This window comes from Streptomyces sp. NPDC052682 (assembly GCF_040678435.1).
In the GTDB taxonomy this organism is placed as follows: domain Bacteria; phylum Actinomycetota; class Actinomycetes; order Streptomycetales; family Streptomycetaceae; genus Streptomyces.
This window is the reverse complement of the sequence record NZ_JBFATS010000018.1, coordinates 37457-60850: the sequence shown is the minus strand read 5'-3', so window position 1 is coordinate 60850 and position 23394 is coordinate 37457. Positions and strand designations below refer to the sequence as shown.

At 71.1% G+C, this 23394-nt stretch carries 17 protein-coding genes; 10 read left to right on the top strand and 7 right to left on the bottom strand.

Annotated features, from left to right (window positions below):
- Window positions 1-120 precede the first annotated feature (120 nt).
- Window positions 121-1380 carry a PIN domain-containing protein gene (locus AB0K80_RS26215; protein ID WP_365673664.1) on the top strand — a complete coding sequence of 420 codons (1260 nt, stop codon included), beginning with the start codon at window positions 121-123 and terminating at the stop codon, window positions 1378-1380.
- 254 nt (window positions 1381-1634) lie between these two features.
- A complete protein-coding gene (locus AB0K80_RS26210) occupies window positions 1635-1742 on the top strand; it encodes a glutamine synthetase (RefSeq protein ID WP_365673661.1) in 108 nt (35 codons plus the stop codon).
- Window positions 1743-2069: 327 nt separating this feature from the next.
- Here the strand turns inward: AB0K80_RS26210 and AB0K80_RS26205 are convergent, their stop codons facing one another.
- From AB0K80_RS26205 to AB0K80_RS26185, 5 genes are all read right to left on the bottom strand, one after another.
- Window positions 2070-2774: a DUF3618 domain-containing protein gene (locus tag AB0K80_RS26205; protein ID WP_365673659.1), complete on the bottom strand. Its 705-nt coding sequence runs from the start codon at window positions 2772-2774 to the stop codon at window positions 2070-2072.
- Complete coding sequence (locus AB0K80_RS26200; RefSeq protein ID WP_365673657.1) at window positions 2750-3172, bottom strand: phage holin family protein; 423 nt, start codon at window positions 3170-3172, stop codon at window positions 2750-2752. The genes AB0K80_RS26205 and AB0K80_RS26200 overlap by 25 nt, the downstream gene beginning before the upstream one ends.
- Window position 3173: 1 nt before the next feature.
- Entirely contained in the window at window positions 3174-3863 is a 690-nt protein-coding gene (locus tag AB0K80_RS26195) for a hypothetical protein (RefSeq protein WP_365673655.1), read from the bottom strand.
- Between the two features lie 125 nt (window positions 3864-3988).
- Entirely contained in the window at window positions 3989-4441 is a 453-nt protein-coding gene (locus tag AB0K80_RS26190; RefSeq protein WP_365673653.1) for a VOC family protein, read from the bottom strand.
- 27 nt (window positions 4442-4468) lie between these two features.
- Window positions 4469-4975 (bottom strand): pyridoxamine 5'-phosphate oxidase family protein, encoded by a 507-nt coding sequence (locus AB0K80_RS26185; protein ID WP_365673651.1) that lies wholly within the window; start codon window positions 4973-4975, stop codon window positions 4469-4471.
- A gap of 146 nt (window positions 4976-5121) precedes the next feature.
- On the opposite strand from AB0K80_RS26185, the gene AB0K80_RS26180 reads away from it, so the two are divergent.
- Window positions 5122-8121 (top strand): bifunctional [glutamine synthetase] adenylyltransferase/[glutamine synthetase]-adenylyl-L-tyrosine phosphorylase, encoded by a 3000-nt coding sequence (locus tag AB0K80_RS26180; RefSeq protein ID WP_365673649.1) that lies wholly within the window; start codon window positions 5122-5124, stop codon window positions 8119-8121.
- A 16-nt stretch (window positions 8122-8137) separates the two neighbouring features.
- Here the strand turns inward: AB0K80_RS26180 and AB0K80_RS26175 are convergent, their stop codons facing one another.
- Together AB0K80_RS26175 and AB0K80_RS26170 are read right to left on the bottom strand one after the other, a co-directional pair.
- The gene (locus AB0K80_RS26175) at window positions 8138-8998 is read right to left on the bottom strand and encodes a phosphatase PAP2 family protein (protein ID WP_365673647.1); all 861 of its coding nucleotides are present in this window, start codon (window positions 8996-8998) and stop codon (window positions 8138-8140) included.
- A gap of 160 nt (window positions 8999-9158) precedes the next feature.
- Window positions 9159-10193, bottom strand: a complete 1035-nt coding sequence (locus tag AB0K80_RS26170) for a LacI family DNA-binding transcriptional regulator (RefSeq protein ID WP_365673645.1) — start codon at window positions 10191-10193, stop codon at window positions 9159-9161.
- Between the two features lie 362 nt (window positions 10194-10555).
- Here AB0K80_RS26170 and AB0K80_RS26165 point away from each other — a divergent pair, with 362 nt between their 5' ends.
- From AB0K80_RS26165 to pulA, 7 genes are all read left to right on the top strand, one after another.
- Complete coding sequence (locus tag AB0K80_RS26165; RefSeq protein WP_365673643.1) at window positions 10556-11824, top strand: extracellular solute-binding protein; 1269 nt, start codon at window positions 10556-10558, stop codon at window positions 11822-11824.
- A 109-nt stretch (window positions 11825-11933) separates the two neighbouring features.
- A complete protein-coding gene (locus tag AB0K80_RS26160) occupies window positions 11934-12938 on the top strand; it encodes a sugar ABC transporter permease (RefSeq protein ID WP_365673641.1) in 1005 nt (334 codons plus the stop codon).
- A 13-nt stretch (window positions 12939-12951) separates the two neighbouring features.
- Window positions 12952-13854, top strand: coding sequence for a sugar ABC transporter permease (locus AB0K80_RS26155; RefSeq protein ID WP_365673639.1), 903 nt, complete (start codon window positions 12952-12954; stop codon window positions 13852-13854).
- A gap of 148 nt (window positions 13855-14002) precedes the next feature.
- The gene (locus AB0K80_RS26150) at window positions 14003-15682 is read left to right on the top strand and encodes a glycoside hydrolase family 13 protein (protein WP_365673637.1); all 1680 of its coding nucleotides are present in this window, start codon (window positions 14003-14005) and stop codon (window positions 15680-15682) included.
- Window positions 15683-15834: 152 nt separating this feature from the next.
- Window positions 15835-17208, top strand: coding sequence for an alpha-amylase family protein (locus AB0K80_RS26145; protein WP_365673635.1), 1374 nt, complete (start codon window positions 15835-15837; stop codon window positions 17206-17208).
- A 36-nt stretch (window positions 17209-17244) separates the two neighbouring features.
- On the top strand, window positions 17245-17763 hold the full coding sequence (locus tag AB0K80_RS26140) for a GNAT family N-acetyltransferase (RefSeq protein ID WP_365673633.1): 519 nt from the start codon (window positions 17245-17247) through the stop codon (window positions 17761-17763).
- A gap of 208 nt (window positions 17764-17971) precedes the next feature.
- Window positions 17972-23383 (top strand): pullulanase-type alpha-1,6-glucosidase, encoded by a 5412-nt coding sequence (gene pulA, locus AB0K80_RS26135; protein ID WP_365673631.1) that lies wholly within the window; start codon window positions 17972-17974, stop codon window positions 23381-23383.
- The last annotated feature ends 11 nt before the right edge of the window (window positions 23384-23394 follow it).

Genomic DNA, 23394 nt, shown 5'->3' with positions numbered 1-23394 from the left:
TCTAGGAGGCGCCCCTCGGATCCCAAACATGAGGTCCTGCCGTCAGTGAATCCGGTGCGCAGGCGGTCGGCTCCTGTCACTCTTGAACCCGATGAGCTTCAAGGGGCGGGAGTACAGACAGTGATTGTGCTGGATATGTGCGTCCTTCGCAGTTGCGGACTTGAGAGCAGCAGCGCCGAGGTGTTGCGGGCCATCCGTACGGCGGGCGTGGAGGGCGTCTCTGTGCCATGGATGGTCATGGAGGAACTGTCCGCGCAGTACGCGGTCAAGTACCGCAAGCAGCACGAGGCCGCCGCTCAGGCACTCCAGTCCCTCGCCAACGTAACTCCGTGGGGCCTGCCCATTCGGCTGCCGGACATGGACCTAGAGCGTGTACGGGAGCACTGGCGCAGCCAGTGGGCGGCTGTGGTCGACGTCATCCCCACGAGCGGTGAGGCGCTGCGTGAGGCGGCATTTCGAGAGGCTAACGCCCTTTCCCCGTGCCGGGATGAGGGGAAGAAGACCGGGGCTAGGGACGCGGCGATTTGGTTGTCGGCGATCGAGTATGCGCGGGCGCACGAGGGCGAGACCGTCTACTTCGTCAGCGAGAACACCCGGGATTTGGGTGACGGCACCAGCTACACGGGTGCCATGGCTGATGATGTTGCCAGCCTTGGGGACAGGTTCGTGCACTTGACTGGGGTGGGCGAGGTCATCGACCGGTTCACCGAGCCGGCTGACACGGATCTGGAGGTCGTCAAGCAAGCACTCAGCTCACCGGAGGCCGTCAAGACAATCAAGCAGGCAGCGGGCCGACTCGGTGGCTGTAGTGGCATGGACATGGACCTAGTCGAGGCCCTGAAGCTGCCCGGCTTCCAATGCACGACGGGCAGCTTCCACACGGGCGTGGAGCAAGCGTTGGCGCTGCGGTGGGCCGTTTCGGAGGTGTCTGCTCAGGTTGGGGAGCTTCACGCGGCGGAGTCCTACCGCGTCGGTGAGCAGGTGTGGTGTATCGCGACCGTGCGGTGGCTCATCGGCGGCCTGGCGCTCATGGAGGCCAGGGTCGCCAAAGCTGCGTGCGCGCTGGAGACCCGGCTCCTGTTCGCCCCGCACAGCGAGGACCCGCGCGTAACAGTGCTTCGCAACTCACCCCTCCAGCCACTGTCCGAAACTGAGTTTGGCGAGATCAGCGACAACTTCCTGTGGGGGTACGTGGATCCGGGCGCCCCGGCCACTGCCGACATCAATAGGCGTCGAGCGGAAGGCCTCGCGGAGACCATGACCAACCCGGACGCAAAGCTGTGGATGAAACTCGTGGCGGCGGCGATCGTGGCCACCAACTGGAAGAACCTCCCCACTCTCGCCTCCGACGTACAGATGGGCGAGGCACAGGCTGGCTGAACAACGGGCCGTCACTCCGGAGCGGCCCGGGCGCCGGCTGCTCAACCTATGCGGCGGATCCGACTATGCCGGGGATCCGACCTGCCCATGGTGTGGCATCGGGACGTTCCGGAGGACGCACCAGCGTCGGGCCTGGGCGTGCTTAAGAGCCGGGCCGTCTGTGGGCCGTCGAAGGGCGGCCCACGGCGACCAACAACGACCACGAACAGCCTCTCGGCGGACAGCCAGCGGTGCACCGACGCCGCTCGCCCGAGGTGGCTTCCGTCCCTCACCACTTCCTGCGCAACAAGAAGCAGGAGTGGGAGGAGTACCGCTCCGAGGTCACCGCGTTCGAGCTGCGGAAGAACCTGCCGGTGCTGTAGGGGCGGGTTTCCGACCGGTGCGACGACAGACGACACACACCCGGGTCCGACGGCTGACCCGCCACCGGCCCCGGGTGTGTGGTGTTCTTCCGTGCTCGCAGACGGCTGATGCCCCGGCCGCACCCGCCCCCCAGCCGCGCGCAGTGGTTTCCGCCCGGTGCGACGACACACCCGGGGCCGACGGCTGACCCGCCGCCGGCCCCGGGTGTGTGGTGTTCTTACGTGCTCGCAGACGGCTGATGCCCCGGCCGCACCCGGCCCCCCAGCCGCACGCAGCGCACACCCAGCCGCCCCCCAGTGCCCCAGCCGAGCTGGGTGGCAGGGCGTTCAGCCCTGGCCGGTGCGTTGTCTGGCTTCGTCTGTGAGCTGCTGGCCGGCGTCGCGGGCCTGCTGGGTGACCTGGCCGCCCTGGTCGCGGGCCTCCTCCTGGGTGGTGCGGGCGGCCTGCGCGGCGGTGTCCTTGACCTCCTCGGCCGCGCTCTGCGTGACCTCCTTGGCACCTTCCTTCAGGTGCTGCGCGGACTCGGCGGCAGCCTGCTTCACCGGCTCCAGCGCCTCGCTCTGCATCAGCTCCGAGGCCTTGTCCTGCTCGGCCTGCGAGGTCGGCAGGAGCGAGGACGCCAGCACACCGACGCCGAAGGCGACCAGGCCGGCGGCCAGCGGGTTGCCCTCGGTCCGGCGGCGGGCCATCTCGGGGGCCTGCTGCACGGCCTGCCCCGCCTGGCCCATCGCGTCGCGGGCCGTACCGGCGGCCTGGCCGACCACGTCACGGGTCGCCTCGGCCGCCCGCCCGGTGCCTTCCTGGACCGAGCCGGCCGCCGACTGCGCGGTCCCGGTCATCCGGTGCGCGGTGTGCGACGCGGTTCCCATGACCCGCTCGCGGACGCCCGACACCGCACCCCGCATGCGGGCCGCCCGGCGGCGGGCCACACGACGAGGGCTGGTCCGGTCGGCGAGCCGGTCCACGTCCGCGGACAGCCGGCCGCGGGTGGCCTCTATCTCGGCCCTCATCTGGTCGGGTGACGTGCCCATTCCGCGTTCTCCTTCATGGTCTCTACGGTTCGCTCGGGCTTGGGGGAGACGGTGCGCATCCGGGCCCGGCCCCGCTGGTACAGCACGGCCGCGACGACGGCCCACACCGCGGCGACGATCAGCGCGGCCCAGCCGAGGTCCATGACGTTGGCCAGGCCGAACACGGCGGCCAGCGACAGGAACACCAGCACCATGTAGCCGCCGAAGCCGGCCCCGCCGTACATCCCGGCGGCCTTGCCGGCCCGGCTCGCCTCCTCCTTCACCTCGGCCTTGGCCAGCTCGACCTCCTGACGGAAGAGGGCCTGCACATCCGAGGTCACGTCGGAGAGCAGCTCGCCCACCGACCGGTCCTGGCCGCGCGGCTCGGCCGCGCCGGGCGTGGAGGGGATCGACGCCATCTCACACCTCCGGGTACGGACGGCCCGGCGGCGTACCGGTGGCCGGCGGAACCGGCGGAGGGGCGGGCACCTGCGCGCCCGGGGACGGCGCCGGCGGCGCGCCGGACGGTACGTATCCCTGCGGGACGCCGGACGGCAGCGCCTCGACGGTCGTGGCCCTCACCTCGCCCTGACCGTCGGCCTGTCCCTGCCCGGCCCCGTCGGACCGGGCGGCGCTCCCCGCGACCCTCGCCAGGCGCCCGGCGGCCAGTCCGGCCAGCAGCGCGCCGCCCAGGAAGACCCCGGGACGCCGGCGGGCGAAGTCCTGGAGGTCGGAGACCAGGCCCTCGACGCCCTGCCTCTCCAGGTAGTCGGCTGCCCGGTTGCCCCGGTCGGCGGCCTGCGTCACCAGGCTGCGGGCCGGCGAGTCGTCGGCCTTGTCGGCCAGGCCGGAGAGGTCCTGGGCCCACTGCCGCAGCGCGCCGGCGGCCCGCTTGGTCTGCCCGTCGGCCTCCTGTACGGCACGGCCGCGCAGTTCGTGGACGACCGTGCCCGCTTGCTGCCGGGCCTCGCCCATCACGGCCCGGGTCTGTTCCGCGGCGGTCCCCGCGACCTGGGCCGCGGCCTGCTTGGCCTGGCCGGCCGTCGCGGACGTCTGTTCCTTGACCTTCTGTCCGGTGCTCCCGGTCCCGGTCTGTACGGACTCACTCATGGGTGACTTCCCCTCGTCGGATGGCGACAGTCGTCCGTTACGCCCCGAGTGGCCCGTTATGTACTTTTGACACACCTATGGGCGGGGCATGTGCGAACCCCCCTGCACATCGCCCCGCCCGTGCCTCACGCCTGCCGGGACTCCGCGGCCGACTCCGCCAGCACCCTGTGCAACGGCTCCGTCGCCCGGCGCCGGTACTCCTGGATCGACCAGCCGTTCCCGTCCGGGTCCTTGAAGTACATGAACGTCGCGCCGTCGTCCGGCGCGTACTGGACCGGCTCGGAGACGTCGAGACCGCGCTCGAGGAGTTCGGCGCGGGCCGCCTTGATGTCGCTGACGCACAGCTGCAGGCCCTGGTACGAGCCGGGGGCCGGGCGCGGGCCCGGGACCATCTCCCAGATGGTGTTGCCCAGGGCGATCGAACAGCCGGAGCCGGGCGGGGTGAGCTGGACGATGCGCATGCCGGGCATGACCTCCTGGTCGATGTCGACGTGGAAGCCGACCTTGTCCCGGTAGAAGTCCCGGGCCCGGTCGATGTCGCTCACCGGCAGGGGGATCACTTCGAGCGTGTAGTCCATCGCGTGACTCCTTCGTCGACGACCGGCTCAGGCGAACCGCCAGCGGGTCTGGCTGAACGGCTCTCCCTTACCGAAGCCGAAAACGGTATGGGGCGCCACCGAATAGACGGCGGCGTGACCGCCACCGTGGCGGAAGTAGCCGTCCCGCACCTCGAAGTGCCAGAAGGCGCCGTACTTCGCCTCCCATCCGGCGGCCAGCTCGCGCAGCCGCGTCTCGTCCGTCACGCGCACGGCCTCGCCCTCGACCACCAGGTCGTAGCCCTCGTCCCAGGTGTTGGTGCCGGTGGTCAGCACGACCGAGGCATTGGCCGCGAGGTTGCGCGCCTTGCGCTCTTCGGGACCGGTGCAGAAGTGCAGCGCACCCTGTGACCAGACCGCGGGCAGCGGGGTCACGTGCGGCCGTCCGTCCGGTCGTACCGTCGAGATCCAGAACAGTCCGGCGCCGGCCAGCCGCGCCTCCACCTCCCGCCAGGGCGGCGCCGTGGCGCCCTCGCTGCTGTACCGGGGGTCCAGCTCGGCCTCGGGTTCCCGCATGGCGGCCACCTCCGCTTCGACGTACGCGCGCAGACCTGCTCGTGCAGTGCAGACCCCGGCCGGCCCCGGAACTCATCGGCGCTTGCCCGAACAGGTCTCCGGGTTAGGCTCAAGGCCGTACGACCTTGATCCGAGGGAGGCCGGGGATGACGGCGGGGCCGGGGCGCAGAAGCAGTACCTTCACGCGACTGCTACGGCACGGCTTCACTGATGCCACCGCCGCCGAACGCCTGCTGGACAGCCCCGAGCTGGCACCGATCCGCACCGACCCGGTGCTGCTCGACGCGCTCGGCGCCACCGCCGACCCCGACCTCGCCCTGCTCGGCCTGGTCCGGCTGCTGGAGGCCCAGCCCGGCCCCACCGCCCGCCGCGAACTGCTCGACACGGTCATCGCGGCCAAGCCGCTGCGCGACCGGCTGCTCGGCGTGCTCGGCGCCTCCGCCGCCCTCGCCGACCACCTCACCCGGCACCCCGGCGACTGGCACGCCCTCGTCATGTACGAGCCGCGGGACCTGCACCCCGGCGTGGAGGAGTTCGAGCGCGGCCTCGCCGAGGTGACGGACCCGGTCTCCCTCCGGGTCGCCTACCGGCGCTGCCTGCTGTCCATCGCCGCCCGTGACGTGTGCGGCACCACCGACGTCGCCCAGACCGCCGCCGAACTCGCCGACCTCGCCACCGCCACCCTGCGCGCCGCCCTCCGGCTCGCACGGGCCGCCGCGCCCGACGACGCGGCGCTGTGCCGGCTGGCCGTGATCGCGATGGGCAAGTGCGGGGGCCACGAGCTGAACTACGTCTCCGACGTGGACGTCATCTTCGTCGGGGAACCGGCGGACGGCGCCGACGAGGGCAAGGCCCTGCGCGCCGCCACCAAGATCGCCTCCCATCTGATGCGGATCTGCTCCGAGACCACCGTCGAGGGCTCGATCTGGCCGGTCGACGCCAACCTGCGCCCCGAGGGCCGCAACGGCCCGCTGGTGCGCACCCTCTCCAGCCACCTCGCCTACTACCAGCGCTGGGCCAAGACCTGGGAGTTCCAGGCCCTGCTCAAGGCCCGGCCGGTGGCCGGCGACGCCGAGCTGGGGGAGGAGTACCTCGCCGCCGTCCAGCCGCTGGTCTGGAAGGCCGCCGAGCGGGAGAACTTCGTCGCCGACGTGCAGAAGATGCGCCGCCGGGTGGTCGAGAACATCCCCGCCGCCGAGATCGACCGGCAGCTCAAACTCGGGCCGGGCGGCCTACGGGACGTGGAGTTCGCCGTCCAGCTGCTCCAGCTGGTGCACGGCCGCACCGACCCGTCGCTGCGCAGCGGCACCACGCTGGACGCGCTGAAGGCCCTCGCGGCGGGCGGCTACGTCGGGCGCGCCGACGCAGCCCAGCTCGACGAGGCGTACCGCTTCCTGCGCTCCATGGAGCACCGCATCCAGCTGTTCCGGCTGCGGCGCACCCACCTCGTGCCCGAGGACGAGGCCGACCTGCGCCGCATCGGGCGGTCCCTGGGGCTGCGCACCGACCCCGTCGCCGACCTCCACCGCGAGTGGAAACGGCACGCCACCGTCGTACGCCGCCTGCACGAGAAGCTGTTCTACCGGCCGCTGCTCGACGCCGTGGCCCAACTCGCCCCCGGCGAGGTCCGGTTGAGCCCGGAGGCGGCGCGTGAGCGGCTGGTCGCCCTCGGGTACGCCGACCCCGCCTCCGCCCTGCGCCACCTGGAGGCGCTGGCCTCCGGGGTGAGCCGCAAGGCCGCCATCCAGCGGACCCTGCTGCCGGTGCTGCTCGGCTGGTTCGCCGACTCCGCCGACCCGGACGCGGGCCTGCTGAACTTCCGCAAGGTGTCGGACGCCCTCGGCAAGACACCCTGGTACCTGCGGCTGCTGCGCGACGAGGGCGCGGCCGCCCAGAACCTCGCCCGGGTGCTGTCGGCCGGCCGGCTCGCCCCCGACCTGCTGATGCGCGCCCCCGAGGCGGTCGCGCTGCTCGGCGACGGCGACGGCGGCGGACTGGAGCCCCGCTCCCGGGCCCACCTCGAACAGGAGATCCTCGCGGCCGTGCGCCGGGCCGACGGCGCCGCCCAGGCGGTCACGGCCGCGCGGGGCGTACGCCGCCGCGAGCTGTTCCGTACGGCCGCCGCCGACATCGTCGGCTCCTACGGCACCGAGGACCGGCCCGCCGAGGCTGACCAGGGCGCGCTGGTGGACCGGGTCGGCCGTGCCGTGTCCGACCTGACGGCGGCGACCCTGGCGGGCACCCTCCGGGCGGTCGTCCGGGAGGGCTGGGGCGACACCCTGCCCACCCGGTTCGCGATCATCGGGATGGGCCGGTTCGGCGGGCACGAGCTGGGCTACGGCTCCGACGCGGACGTGCTGTTCGTGCACGAGCCCCGGGACGGCGTGGACGAACGCGAGGCCGCCGAGGCCGCCAACAAGGTCGTCTCCGAGATGCGCCGCCTGCTGCAGCTCCCCAGCGCCGACCCGCCCCTCCTCATCGACGCGGACCTGCGCCCCGAAGGCAAGTCGGGCCCGCTGGTGCGCACCCTGAAGTCGTACGCGGCCTACTACCGCCGGTGGTCCCTGACCTGGGAGTCGCACGCCCTGCTGCGCGCCGAGCCGGTCGCCGGGGACGAGGACCTGGCCCGGCGCTTCATCGAGCTGATCGACCCGCTGCGCTACCCGGCGGCCGGGCTCGGCGACGACGCCGTACGCGAGATCCGGCGCCTGAAGGCCCGTATGGAGTCGGAGCGGCTGCCGCGCGGCGCCGACCCGAAGCTGCACGCCAAGCTGGGGCCCGGCGGGCTGTCCGACGTGGAGTGGACCGTCCAGCTGCTCCAGCTGCGGCACGGGGCGCGCGAGCCCGGGCTGCGCACCACCCGGACCCGGGAGGCCCTGGCGGCGGCCCGCGAGGCCGGGCTCATCCGCGAGGAGGACGCCGGCATCCTCGACGAGGCCTGGGTCCTGGCGACCCGCGTCCGCAACGCGGTGATGCTGGTGCGCGGCCGCGCGGGCGACACGTTCCCGACCGACACCCGTGATCTGGCGGCGGTCGGCCGCTACCTGGGGTACGGCCCCGGCCACGCGGGCGACCTGCTCGACGCCTACCGCCGCACGACCCGCCGGGCCCGGGCCGTGGTGGAGGAACTGTTCTACGGAGGGTGACTCCGCCCCGGCGCGGCTACGTCCCCGCGGGTTCCAGCCGTTCCCCGGAGGCCCGCTGCGCCACCCGCCGCGGCAGGGCGTACGGCAGGCAGCCGTACCACAGGGCCGCCACCGTGAAGCCGAAGGTCAGGCACAGGACGCCGCCCACCGCGTCCAGCCAGAAGTGGTTGGCGGTGGCGACGATGACGACCAGGGTCGCCACCGGGTAGAGCAGGCCCAGCACCCGCACCCACGGCACGGTCGCCAGCGCGAAGATCGTCAGACCGCACCACACCGACCAGCCGATGTGCATCGAGGGCATCGCGGCGTACTGGTTCGACATGTTCTTCAGGTCGCCGGAGGCCATCGAGCCCCAGGTGTCGTGCACCAGGACCGTGTCGATGAAGTGGCCGCCGTTCATCAGCCGGGGCGGCGCGAGCGGATACAGGTAGTAGCCGACCAGGGCGACACCCGTGGTGGCGAACAGCACCAGCCGCGTCGCCGCGTACCGGCCCGGGTGACTGCGGTACAGCCACACCAGAACACCCAGCGTGACCACGAAGTGCAGGGTCGCGTAGTAGTAGTTCATGCCGACGATCAGCCAAGTCACCGAGTTCACGGCATGGTTGACGGACTGCTCCACGGCGATGCCCAGCTGGTGCTCGGTCTTCCAGATCCAGTCGGCGTTGCGCAGCGCCTCGGCCTTCTGCTCCGGCACGGCGTTGCGGATGAGCGAGTACGTCCAGTAACTCACCGCGATCAGCAGGATCTCGAACCAGAAGCGGGGTCGGCGCGGGGTGCGCAACCGGCGCAGCAGACCCTGCCCCGCCTCTGCCGCGACGGGATGTGGAACAGCCGCCTCCCGGCCCTCCAGTGTCGTCACGGTCGTGTCACCCATAGGCACAGAGTCTGCCAGAAAAGACCTGCTTCCCCGATCATCCTCTCGTCTGGTTCCGGCCGCACCTCGTACGGCGTGAGAAGGCCCCGGCCTCCCACCACGGCACGGCCGCCGGCCGGGAGTTCTCCGCCCTGAGGACGAACGCGGACCAGGGGAGAAATCAGGGACGAGCCCGGTCGCCGGGGGCGGAAGCGGTCGAACCGCGCACCACCAGCTCGGGCATGAACACGAACTCGCTGTGCGGGGCCGGGGTGCCGCCGATCTCCTCCAGCAGCGTGCGCACCGCGGCCTGCCCCATCGCCGGCACCGGCTTGCGGATCGTGGTCAGCGGCGGGTCGGTGAACGCGATCAGCGGGGAGTCGTCGAAACCGACCACCGAGACGTCCTTCGGCACGTCCAGACCGCGCTGCCGCGCCGCCCGTATCGCCCCCAGGGCCATCATGTCGCTGGCGCAGACGACCGCCGTACAGCCGCGCTCCATGAGCGCCGTCGCCGCGGCCTGGCCGCCCTCCAGTGTGTACAGGGAGTGCTGGACGAGCTCGGACTCGATCGTCTCGGCGGTCAGGCCCAGCTGGTCCTGCATCGTGCGCACGAAGCCCTCGATCTTGCGCTGCACGGGCACGAACCGCTTGGGGCCGAGGGCCAGGCCGATGCGGGTGTGGCCGAGCGAGACCAGGTGCGTGACCGCCAGGGTCATCGCCGCGCGGTCGTCGGGGGAGATGAAGGGAGCCTGCACCTTGGGGGAGAAGCCGTCCACCAGCACGTACGGCACGCCCTGCGCCCGCAGCCGCTCGTAGCGCGTCATGTCGGCGGTGGTGTCGGCGTGCAGCCCGGAGACGTAGATGATGCCGGCGACCCCGCGGTCCACGAGCATCTCCGTCAGCTCGTCCTCCGTCGACCCGCCCGGGGTCTGGGTGGCCAGCACCGGGGTGTAGCCCTGCCGGGTCAGCGCCTGGCCGATGACCTGGGCCAGGGCCGGGAAGATCGGGTTCTCCAGCTCCGGGGTGATCAGCCCGACCAGGCCCTCGCTGCGCTGCCGCAGCCGCACGGGACGCTCGTAGCCGAGCACGTCCAGGGCGGCCAGCACGGATTGGCGGGTGGTGGCGGCGACGCCCGGCTTCCCGTTGAGGACGCGGCTGACGGTCGCTTCGCTCACCCCCGCCTGAGCAGCGATGTCGGCAAGCCGTGTGGTCACAGCACTGGACTGTAGCGGCCGTGGCCTCATCGCGGTCCCTCATGTCCTGGTCGGTGTCCGGTTCGCAACGGATGATTCCCCGCTGCCACCGCCTATGGCAAGTGCTTGCAGAGTCTTGCACACCGTCCGCTGCCGTGTGGATCAGCGCAAAGACTGGTCTCTGGGCGGTCGAGGCCAGGTCACGCGCGGATAACCATCGACACCCCTTGCGATTTTTTGCTGCAAGGTCTTTCGCAACGCTTACAAGCGCAGCTACTCTCACCGACGCCCGGCCGCCGCATCGGCGCAGTCGGCACTACGGCGGGGAGTGGCAGACGGGGCCGCCCCCGCACCCCACGGGCTTTCACCCTCAAGGAGAACTCATGCGGCGTGGCATAGCGGCCACCGCGCTGGTGGCGTCCCTCGCCCTCGCGGCGACGGCGTGCGGCTCAGGCGGCGACAGCGGCGACAAGGCCGGTCCGGTCACCCTCACCTGGTGGGACACCTCCAACGCGACGAACGAGGCGCCGACGTACAAGGCCCTGGTCAAGGAGTTCGAGGCCGCCCACAAGGACATCAAGGTCAAGTACGTCAACGTCCCCTTCGACCAGGCGCAGAACAAGTTCGACACCGCCGCCGGCTCCAAGGGCGCCCCGGACATCCTGCGCTCGGAGGTCGGCTGGACCCCCGCCTTCGCCAAGAAGGGCTTCTTCCTCCCGCTGGACGGCACCGAGGCCCTCGCCGAGCAGGACAAGTTCAAGCCCAACCTGATCAAGCAGGCCCAGTACGAGGGCAAGACCTACGGCGTCCCCTTCACCACGGACACCCTCGCCCTGGTCTACAACAAGGACCTGTTCAAGAAGGCCGGCGTCGAGGCCCCCAAGACCTGGGACGAGCTGAAGAAGGCCGCCGCCACCATCAAGGACAAGACCGGCGTCGACGGCTACTGGGGCTCCACCCAGGCCTACTACGCCCAGACCTTCCTCCACGGCGAGGGCACCGACACCGTCGACGTGGCCGCCAAGAAGATCACGGTCACCTCGCCCGCGGCCAAGAAGGCCTACGGCACCTGGCAGAGCCTGTTCAGCGGCAAGGGCCTGCACAAGGCCGACACCACCGCCGACGCCTACGCCCACATCCAGGAGGCGTTCGTCAGCGGCAAGGTCGCCTCGATCATCCAGGGCCCGTGGGAGATCACGAACTTCTACAAGGGCTCGGCCTTCAAGGACAAGAACAACCTCGGCATCGCCACCGTGCCGGCCGGCTCCACCGGCAAGGCGGGCGCCCCGACCGGCGGCCACAACCTCTCCGTGTACGCCGGTTCCGACGAGGCGCACCAGAAGGCCGCGCTGACGTTCGTGAAGTTCATGACCTCGGCGAAGGCCCAGGAGACCATCGCCCTGAAGAACTCCACGCTGCCCACCCGCGACGACGCCTACACCGACCAGGTCAAGGCCGACCCGGGCATCGCCGGCTACCAGGGCGTGCTCTCCGCCGCTCAGCCGCGCCCCGAGCTGCCCGAGTACAGCTCCCTGTGGGGCCCGCTGGACACCGAGCTCAACTCGGTCGCCGGCGGCAAGAAGTCCCTCGACAAGGGCCTGAGCGACGCCGAGGCCGCCATCACCAAGCTGGTGCCGGACTTCGCCAAGTAGCACCGCGTGGCCGCCGGATCCCCCGGCTCACGGGGGAGGGATCCGGCGGCCGCCGGCCCGAGTGCCGTACCCCTTGATCCCGCAGGACTTTCGAGAAGGTTGTCGAACCATGACAGTCGCCATCGACCGCGCGACCGGCAAGCGCCACGATGAGCGCCCCCCGCGGCCCGGGCCGGCCCGGCGCCTGAGGCACGGCTTGCAGAAGTACTGGTACGCCTACGCGATGATCGCCCCGGTGGCGATCGTCCTCGGGGTCATCGTGCTGTACCCGCTGGCCTACGGGTTCTACCTCACGCTCACCGACGCCGACAGCCTCAACTCGGCCCGCACCATCGGCGTCAACGAGATCGCGGCCACCTACAAGTTCATCGGCTTCGACAACTACGCCGACATCCTGTGGGGCCCGACCGCCTACGACCGCTTCTGGTCCCACTTCCTCTGGACGATCGTCTGGACGGTGACCTGCGTCGCCCTGCACTACTGCATCGGTCTCGGCCTCGCCCTGCTGCTCGACCAGAAGCTGCGCGGCCGCACCTTCTACCGGCTCGTGCTGATCCTGCCGTGGGCCGTGCCGACCTTCGTGACCGTCTTCGGCTGGCGGTTCATGCTCGCCGACGGCGGCATCCTCAACTCCGCCCTGCACGCGCTGCACCTGCCGACGCCGGCGTGGCTGGAGGACACCTTCTGGCAGCGGTTCGCCGCGATCATGGTGAACACCTGGTGCGGTGTGCCGTTCATGATGATCTCGCTGCTCGGCGGCCTGCAGTCCATCGACGCCTCGCTCTACGAGGCCGCCGAGATGGACGGCGCGAGCGCCTGGCAGCGGTTCCGCTACGTCACCCTGCCGGGCCTGCGGTCGGTGAGCTCCACCGTGGTCCTGCTCGGCGTGATCTGGACCTTCAACCAGTTCACCGTCATCTTCCTGCTGTTCGGCAACACCGCCCCCGAGGCGGACATCCTCGTGACCTGGGCGTACCTGCTGGGCTTCGGCCAGCAGCCGCGCGAGTTCGCCGAGTCCGCGACCTACGGCATGCTGCTGCTGGCCATCCTGATCGTCTTCACCTCCTTCTACCGCCGCTGGCTGAACCGCACCGAGCAGCAGCTCGCGATCTGAGGCAGGAGTTCTCATGAGCACCACCACCGTTCAGACCGCTGCTGAGGCGGACCGGCCCGCCGCCCCGCCCCGCAGGGTGCGCGGCCGCGGCGAGCGCAGCCTGCCGGCGTCCCTGGCCTCCCACGGCATCCTGGTCCTGGCGAGCGTGATCGCGCTCTTCCCGGTCGCCTGGCTGGTCTTCCTCTCCCTCGGCCCGGACAAGGACGACTATCTGCACCCCGCGGGCATCTGGGACAAGATGACGCTGGACAACTACACGTACGTCCTGCGGGAGACGAGCTTCTTCGACTGGCTGAAGAGCTCGCTGATCGTCTCGCTCGGCACCACCGTCATCGGCGTCCTGGTCGCCGCCACCACCGGCTACGCGGTCTCCCGCATGCGCTTCCCGGGCTACAAGAAGTTCATGTGGGTACTGCTTGTGACCCAGATGTTCCCGGTCGCCGTCCTGATGGTGCCGATGTACCAGATCCTGTCCGAGCTGCGGCTCATCGACAGCTACCTTGGTCTCGTCCTCGTCTACTGCTCGACGGCGGTGCCGTACTGTGCCTGGCTGCTCAAGGGTTACTTCGACACCATCCCGTTCGAGATCGACGAGGCGGGACGCGTCGACGGGCTGACCCCCTTCGGCACGTTCGCGCGGCTGATCCTCCCGCTCGCCAAGCCCGGGCTGGCGGTGGCCGCGTTCTACAGCTTCATCACCGCGTTCGGCGAGGTCGCCTTCGCCACGACGTTCATGCTGGACGACCAGAAGTACACCCTGGCGGTCGGCCTGCAGAGCTTCGTGAGCGAGCACGACGCGCAGCGCAACCTGATGGCCGCCACCGCGGTCCTGATCGCGATCCCGGTGTCCGCCTTCTTCTACCTTGTACAGAAAAACCTGGTGACCGGACTCACCGCGGGCGGCACGAAGGGCTGACCCCTCTTCGTACGCGAGACTCCCGTGCGCCCCGGCGCGCGGGTGGCGGCCGCGGTGCCCATCCGACCCCGCTGTCACCGCGGCCGCCTCGTCCCCCGCCCACCCACGCCTTTTCATGACCCGCTACCGTTCACGCCCCAAGGACGACATGAGCCAGCAGCACTCCGCCGCCCCGGCCCCCGCCCCTTCGACCGACTCGGCTGTCGCCACCGTCACCAAGCGCCGCGACTGGTGGCGGGACGCGGTGATCTACCAGGTCTACCCGCGCAGCTTCGCCGACAGCAACGGCGACGGCATGGGCGACCTGGAGGGAGTCCGCACCCGCCTGCCGTACCTGCGTGACCTCGGCGTGGACGCCGTGTGGCTCAGCCCCTTCTATGCCTCCCCGCAGGCCGACGCCGGCTACGACGTCGCCGACTACCGGGCCGTCGACCCCATGTTCGGCACCCTGCTCGACGCCGACGCGCTCATCCGGGACGCCCACGAGCTGGGCCTGCGCATCATCGTCGACCTGGTGCCCAACCACTCCTCCGACCAGCACGAGTGGTTCCGGCGGGCGGTCGCCGAGGGCCCGGGCTCCCCGCTGCGGGAGCGCTACCACTTCCGCCCCGGCAAGGGGAAGAACGGCGAGCTGCCGCCCAACGACTGGGAGTCCATCTTCGGAGGCCCCGCCTGGACCAGGGTCCCGGACGGTGAGTGGTACCTGCACCTGTTCGCCCCCGAGCAGCCCGACTTCAACTGGAACCACCCGGCCGTCGGCGACGAGTTCCGCTCGATCCTGCGGTTCTGGCTCGACATGGGCGTCGACGGCTTCCGCATCGACGTCGCCCACGGCCTGGTGAAGGCGGACGGCCTGCCGGACCTGGGACACCACGACCAGGTGAAGCTGCTGGGCAACGATGTCATGCCGTTCTTCGACCAGGACGGCGTGCACGAGATCTACCGCCAGTGGCGATTGATCCTCGACGAGTATGCCGGGGAGCGGATCTTCGTCGCCGAGGCCTGGACCCCGACCATCGAGCGCACCGCCAACTACGTGCGCCCGGACGAGCTGCACCAGGCGTTCAACTTCCAGTACCTGAGCACCTACTGGGACGCCGCGGAGCTGCGCGAGGTCATCGACCGCACACTGGAGGCGATGCGCCCGGTCGGCGCCCCCGCCACCTGGGTGCTGTCCAACCACGACGTCACCCGGCACACCACCCGCTTCGCCAACCCGCCCGGCCTCGGCACCCAGATCCGCCTGGCCGGCGACCGCGACCTGGGGCTCAGGAGGGCGCGGGCGGCCACGCTGCTGATGCTGGCACTGCCCGGCTCCGCCTACATCTACCAGGGCGAGGAGCTCGGCCTGCCGGACGTCGTCGACCTGCCCGACGAGGTGCGCCAGGACCCGGCGTACTTCCGGGGCGCCGGCCAGGACGGCTTCCGCGACGGCTGCCGGGTGCCCATCCCGTGGACCCGTACGGGGTCGTCGTACGGCTTCGGCAGCGGGGGCAGCTGGCTGCCGCAGCCGGAGTACTGGGGCGAGCTGAGCGTGGAGGCGCAGACCGGCGTGCCCGGCTCCACGCTGGAGCTGTACCGCAGTGCCCTCGCCGTGCGCCGGGAGCAGCCCGACCTGGGCGCGGGCGACGCGGTGGAGTGGCTGCGGGCGCCCGCGGGCGTGCTGGCGTTCCGGCGCGGGGAGTTCGTGTGCGTGGCGAACACCACCGGCGAGTCGGTGGCGATGCCCGCGTACGGCCGGGTGCTGCTGGCCAGCGGGGAGATCACGGAGGTGGACGGCGAGGCGAAGGTGCCGGCCGACACCACGGTGTGGTGGACGGCCGCCTGAGATTTTTCGTCCAACCCTGTACGGCCCGCTGCCCTTTCGGGCGGCGGGCCTTTACCATCTGCGTCACCGCAAGGTTGCTGAAGCTTTCAGCAAGCGCCTTCAGCGCTGCCTTGCGGCTCCCCACAGTGCCTTCGATGAAGAAGGAACCCCACATGGCACGCAGACGCCTTTCCGCCGCCGTGGCCCTGGCCACCGCTGCGGTTGTCATGACCCCGACGTCCGTACAGGCCTCCCCACCTGGCACCAAGGACGTCACGGCCGTCCTCTTCGAGTGGAACTACGCCTCGGTCGCCCGCGAGTGCACCACCACCCTCGGCCCCGCCGGCTACGGCTACGTCCAGGTCTCCCCGCCCGCCGAGCACATACCGGGCCCGCAGTGGTGGACGTCGTACCAGCCCGTCAGTTACAAGATCGCCGGCCGGCTGGGCGACCGCGCGGCCTTCCAGTCCATGGTGAACACCTGTCACGCGGCGGGTGTGAAGGTGGTCGTCGACGCGGTCGTCAACCACATGGCGGCGGGCAGCGGCACCGGCACCGGCGGCTCCCCGTACACCAAGTACACCTACCCCGGCCTGTACTCGTCGTACGACTTCGACGACTGCACGGCCCAGATCACGGACTACCAGGACCGCTGGAACGTCCAGCACTGCGAACTGGTGGGCCTGGCCGACCTCGACACGGGCGAGGACTACGTCCGCCGCGCCCTGGCCGGCTACCTCAACGACCTGCTCTCGCTCGGCGTGGACGGCTTCCGCGTCGACGCGGCCAAGCACATCCCGGCCGCCGACCTGGCGGCCGTCAAGTCCCGCCTGACGAACCCGTCGGTGTACTGGAAACAGGAGGTCATCCACGGCGCGGGCGAGGCGGTCCAGCCGGCCGAGTACACGGGCAACGGCGACGTGCAGGAGTTCCGCTACGCCTACGACCTCAAGCGGGTCTTCACCAACGAGAACCTCGCCTACCTGAAGAACTACGGCGAGGGCTGGGGCTACCTGAACAGCTCGGTCGCCGGCGTCTTCGTCGACAACCACGACACCGAGCGCAACGGCTCGACCCTCAGCTACAAGGACAACGCGGCCTACACCCTGGCCAACGTCTTCATGCTGGCCTGGCCGTACGGCGCCCCCGACATCCACTCCGGCTACGAGTTCTCCGACCCCGACGCGGGGCCGCCGGGCGGCGGTCAGGTCGGCGCCTGCTGGCAGGACGGCTGGAAGTGCCAGCACAAGTGGCCGGAGATCATCCGCATGGTCGGCTTCCGCAACGCGACCCGGGGCGAGCCGGTCACCGACTGGTGGGACAACGGCGGCGACGCCATCGCCTTCGGCCGCGGCAGCAAGGGGTTCGTGGCCGTCAACCACGAGTCCGGCTCCCTGACCCGCACCTACCAGACGTCCCTCCCGGCCGGGACGTACTGCGACGTCCAGGGCAACAGGACCGTGACGGTGAACTCCAGCGGGCAGCTCACGGCGACTCTGGGCGGCAACACGGCCCTGGCCGTCTACGCGGGCAAGCCGGCCTGCTGAGCCCGCCCCGGCGGCCGGCACTGACATGATCCCCTCATGCCCGCCGTTTCCTCCTTCGCCGAGTGGCCGGTGTCCCTGACCACCGAGCGTCTGACACTGCGGCCCCTGACACCGGCGGACGTGCCGGTCCACATACGCCTGTGGACCGATCCGCGGGTCCGCCGCCACCTCGGCGGGCCCGTCCCGCAGGACGTCGCCCGCGCCCGCGGGCAGCGGTGCGTGGGCGTGCCCGGGCTGCTGAGCGTGGTGCGGGCCGAGGGCGGGGTGGTCGTCGGCTCGGTGCTGGTGGAGCCGGGAGCGCGGGACGGCCGTACGGAAGTGTCGTACCAGCTGCTGCCCGAGCACTGGGGACGCGGCTACGGGCGGGAGGCGGTGCGGGCCGTCGTCGCGTGGTGGCCGCAGGAGGTGGTCGCCGTGACCCAGGAGGCCAACGCGCCGTCCCGCCGGCTGCTGGAGGAACTGGGGGTCGTGCCCGCCGAGCGGTTCGTGGAGTGGGGCGAGCCCCAGGTGCTCTACCGGCTGGCCGGCAACCCGCCCACCGGCCCTGGGGGTTGACGCGCACGGTCCCCCTCGCACGGTCCGTCTCGGCCTCACCCGCCGGCGAGCCCCGCGGTGCCCCCCAGAGCCCGGCCGCGCCCACCGCGGCCGGGCTCTGAAATCTCTTGCCAGGTCTTTCACGACTCTTGCTGTAAGGCTTTCGGCGGCGATACGGTCGCGCGGGGTCGGACCCGAACAGAGCCGCAACAGCAAGGAGTTCCCGCCCGTGATACCGAGATGGCCGGTGCCCGCAGGGCGCCCCGGACGCCGTACCCGGCGGGCCCGAGGCGTCGCCGCCCTCACCGGCGCCGCGCTCGCCGCCGCCCTCGTCCAGCCCCTGGCCGCCCGGGCCGGCACACCGCCCGCGCCGCCGTCGGACGCCAGGCTCGCGCAGGCCGCCGCCCGGCACGACCTGACCCGTGAGCAGTTCTACTTCGTCCTGCCGGATCGTTTCGCCAACGGCAGTACGGCCAACGACCGGGGCGGCCTGACCGGCTCCCGCCTGACCACCGGCTACGACCCCACCGACAAGGGCTTCTACCAGGGCGGCGACCTCAAGGGCCTGACCCGCAAGCTCGACTACATCAAGGGCCTGGGCACCACCGCCATCTGGCTGGCCCCGATCTTCAAGAACCAGCCCGTGCAGGGCACGGGCAGCAACGCCTCGGCCGGCTACCACGGGTACTGGATCACCGACTTCACGCAGGTCGACCCGCACTTCGGCACCGCCGAGGACCTCGAGACCCTCATCGACAAGGCCCACGCCAAGGGCATGAAGGTCTTCTTCGACGTCATCACCAACCACACCGCCGACGTCGTCGACTACGAGGAGAAGTCCTACGGCTACCTCTCCAAGGGCGCCTTCCCCTACCTGACGAAGGACGGCGAGCCCTTCGACGACGCCGACTACGCCCAGGGCGGCAAGGACTTCCCGCCCGTCGACCGCGACTCCTTCCCGCGCACGCCGACCGTGCCCGCCGCCAAGCGGAACCTCAAGGTCCCGGCCTGGCTCAACGACCCGGCGATGTACCACAACCGGGGCGACTCGACGTACGCCGGCGAGTCCACCACGTACGGCGACTTCTCCGGGCTCGACGACTTGTGGACCGAGCGTCCCGAGGTCGTCCGGGGCATGGAGCGCATCTACCAGCGCTGGGTGCGGGACTTCGGCATCGACGGCTTCCGGATCGACACGGTCAAGCACGTCGGCATGGAGTTCTGGACGCAGTGGGCCACCGCCCTCGACGCGTACGCGGCCAAGCGCGGGCGGGACGACTTCTTCATGTTCGGCGAGGTGTACTCCGCCGACACGGACGTCACCGCCCCGTACGTCACGCAGGGCCGCCTCGACGCCACCCTCGACTTCCCCTTCCAGGAGGCGGCCCGCCAGTACGCCTCCCAGGGCGGCAGCGCGCGCACGCTCGCCTCGGTCTTCGGCGACGACTACAAGTACACGACCGGCCGGGCCAACGCGTACGAGCAGGTCACCTTCCTCGGCAACCACGACATGGGCCGCATCGGGTCCTTCCTGAAGCAGGACAACCCCAAGGCCACCGACGCCGAACTCCTCGCCAGGGACCGGCTCGCCAACGAGCTGATGTTCCTCAGCCGCGGCAACCCCGTCGTCTACTACGGCGACGAGCAGGGCTTCACCGGCTCCGGCGGCGACAAGGACGCCCGCCAGAGCATGTTCGCCTCCCGCACGGCCGACTACCTGGACGACGACCGGCTCGGCACCGACCGCACCCACGCCGAGGACGCCTACGACACCGGCGCCCCGCTCTACCGGCACATCAGCACGCTCGGCAAGCTCCGCAAGGCCCACCCGGCCCTCGCCGACGGCGTCCAGCAGGAGCGGTACGCGGCCGACGGCCCGGGCGTCTACGCCTTCTCCCGCACCGACCGCAGGACGGGCGTCGAGTACCTGGTCGCCTTCAACAACGCGGACCAGGCGCGGACGGCGACCTTCCCGACCAACTCGGCGCACATGACCTTCCACGGCCTCTACGGCACGCGAGACTCCGTCCGCTCCGACGGCGACCGGAAGGTCACCGTCACCGTCCCGGCCGGTGCGGCGATCGTGCTGAAGGCGGCCGGCCGGCTCGACCCGCCCGCGACCGAGCCGGCCCTCACCCTCAAGGCCCCGGCCCCCGGCGCCACCGGCACCGTGGAGCTCACCGCCGGCACCGACGGCGGGCAGCTCAACCGGGTCGTCTTCGCCGCCCAGGTCGGCAACGCTCCCTGGCGGATCCTCGGCTCCGCCGACCACGCCCCGTACAAGGTCACCCAGACCCTCGGCGAGGACGTACCGCCCGGCACCGCGCTGCGCTACAAGGCCGTCGTCATCGACGCGGCGGGCCGTACCGCGAGCGCCACGGCCGCCTCCACCACCGGGACCCCGCCCGTCGAGCAGCCGCCGGCCGCGTCCTCGCGGGACTACGCGATCGTCCACTACAAGCGCCCGAACGGCGACTACGCGAACTGGGGTTTGTACGCCTGGGGCGACCTCGCCGACGGCGAGGCGACCACCTGGCCGGACAGCCACCCCTTCACCGGCCGCGACGCCTACGGCGCCTTCGCGTACGTCAAGCTCAAGCCCGGCGCCTCGAACGTCGGCTTCCTCGTCATCGACAAGGACGGCACCAAGGACGTCTCCGCCGACCGCTCCATCGACGTCACCCGGACCGGTGAGGTGTGGATCGAGCAGGGCAAGGCCGAGGTGCGCACCGACCGCCCCGAGTACCCGGAGCAGGACCGGACCAAGGCCGTCCTGCACTACCACCGCGCCGACGGCGACTACGACGGCTGGGGCCTGCACGTGTGGACCGGGGCCGCGCACCCCACCGAGTGGTCGAACCCCCTGAAGCCGGTGAAGACTGACCCCTATGGCGCTGTCTTCGAGGTGCCGCTCACCGAGGGTGCCACCAGCCTCAGCTACATCATCCACAAGGGCGACGAGAAGGACCTGCCCGCCGACCAGTCGCTCGACCTCACGGCCGGCGGCCATGAGGTGTGGCTGTTGAGCGGCCAGGAGAAGTACCTGCTGCCGCAGCCCGCCGGCTCCGCGGCCGCCGTCGACCTGACCACGTCCAAGGCGGTCTGGATCGACCGGGACACCGTCGCCTGGAACGGCTCCGGCGCGGCCGCCTCCACCCAGCTGCGCTTTTCCCGCACCGGCTCCATCAAGGCGGAGAACGGGGTGCTGACCAGCACCGACGAGCGCTGGCTGCGGCTGAGCCGGACGTCCCTCACCGAGGCCCAGAAGGCGAGATTCCCGCACCTGAGGGACTACACCGCCTGGTCCGTCGACCCGCGCGACCGCGACCGGGTCCGCGAGGCCCTGCGCGGCCAGGTCGTCGCCTCCCAGCTGGCCGCGAACGGAGCCGTGCTCGCCGCGACGGGCGTCCAGACCGCCGGGGTCCTCGACGACCTGTACGACGCGACGGACGCCGACCTCGGCCCCACCTTCCACCAGGGCCGCCCCACCCTCGCGGTGTGGGCCCCCACCGCCCAGCGCGTGTCCCTGGAGCTGGACGGGTCCCTGACGCCCATGCGCCGGGACGCCGCCACCGGCGTCTGGTCCGTCACCGGCCCGGCGTCCTGGAAGAACAAGCCGTACCGGTACGTCGTGAAGGTGTGGGCGCCGAGCGTCCGCCGGGTCGTCACCAACAAGGTCACCGACCCCTACTCGGTGGCCCTGACGGCCGACTCCGAGCGCAGCCTCGTCGTGGACCTGGCCGACAAGGCCCTCGAACCCGCCGGCTGGTCGACGTACCGCAAGCCCAGGGCCGTCCCGCTGCGGGACGCCCAGATCCAGGAGCTGCACATCCGGGACTTCTCCGTCGAGGACCGCACGGCGAAGCACCCCGGCACCTACCGGGCCTTCGCCGACCAGGACAGCGCCGGCAGCAGGCACCTGCGCGCGCTGGCGAGGGCCGGCACCTCCCACGTCCATCTCCTCCCGGCCTTCGACATCGCCACGATCCCCGAGCACAAGGCCGACCAGGCCACCGTCGACTGCGACCTGGCCGCCTTCCCGGCCGACTCGCAGCGGCAGCAGGAGTGCGTCACGAAGATCGCCGCGAAGGACGCCTACAACTGGGGCTACGACCCCTTCCACTACACGGTCCCCGAGGGCTCCTACGCCACCGACCCGGACGGCACGGCCCGTACGGTGGAGTTCCGCCAGATGGTCAAGGCGCTGAACGAGGACGGCCTCAGGGTCGTCATGGACGTCGTCTACAACCACACCGCCGCGAGCGGCCAGGCGGACACCTCCGTCCTGGACCGGATCGTGCCCGGCTACTACCAGCGGCTCCTCGCCGACGGGTCGGTGGCGAACAGCACCTGCTGCGCCAACACCGCCACCGAGAACGCCATGATGGGCAAGCTGGTCGTCGACTCCGTGGTCACCTGGGCGAAGCAGTACAAGATCGACGGGTTCCGCTTCGACCTCATGGGCCACCACCCGAAGGCCAACATCCTCGCGGTCCGCAAGGCCCTCGACGCGCTGACCCCGCAGAAGGACGGCGTCGACGGCAGGAAGATCATCCTGTACGGAGAGGGCTGGAACTTCGGCGAGGTCGCCGACGACGCCCGCTTCGAGCAGGCCACCCAGAAGAACATGGCCGGCACCGGCATCGCCACCTTCTCCGACCGGGCCCGTGACGCGGTGCGCGGCGGCGGACCCTTCGACGAGGACCCCCGGGTCCAGGGCTTCGCGTCCGGGCTGTACACCGAGCCCAACTCCTCCAAGGCCAACGGCACTCCGGCCGAGCAGAAAGCCCGCCTGCTGCACTACCAGGACCTGATCAAGGTCGGGCTGAGCGGCAACCTCGCCCGGTACCGGTTCACCGACACCGGCGGCAGGCAGGTCAAGGGCTCCGAGGTCGACTACAACGGCGCCCCCGCCGGATACGCCGACGCGCCCGGCGACGCCCTCGCCTACGCCGACGCCCACGACAACGAGACGCTGTTCGACGCGCTCGCCTTCAAGCTGCCCGCGTCGGTGAGCGCTTCCGACCGGGCCCGCATGCAGGTCCTGGCGATGGCGACGGCCGCCCTCTCGCAGGGCCCGGCCCTCTCCCAGGCGGGCACCGACCTGCTGCGCTCCAAGTCCCTGGACCGCAACTCCTACGACAGCGGCGACTGGTTCAACGCCATCCACTGGGACTGCGCCGACGGCAACGGCTTCGGCCGCGGACTGCCGCCGGCGGCCGACAACCAGGCCAAGTGGCCCTACGCCAAGCCCCTGTTGACGACCGTCCAAGTGGGCTGCCCGCAGATCGAGGGCGCCTCGGCCGCCTACCGGGACCTGCTGAAGATCCGCACCACGGAGCCCGGCTTCTCCCTCGGCACCGCCGAGCGGGTGCAGGCGCGGCTCTCCTTCCCGCTGTCCGGCCCGGACGAGACACCCGGCGTGATCACCATGAAGCTGGGTGACCTCGTCGTCGTGTTCAACGCGACGCCCGGGCGGCAGGAACAGCGGGTGGCGGCGCTCGCCGGGACCGGTTACCGGCTGCACCCCGTGCAGGCGGCGGGCTCCGACCCGGTGGTGAAGACCTCGTCGTACCAGGCCGGAACCGGGCTGTTCAGCGTGCCGGGCCGTACGGTGGCGGTGTTCCGGCAGCTACCGTGATCCCCGCCGTC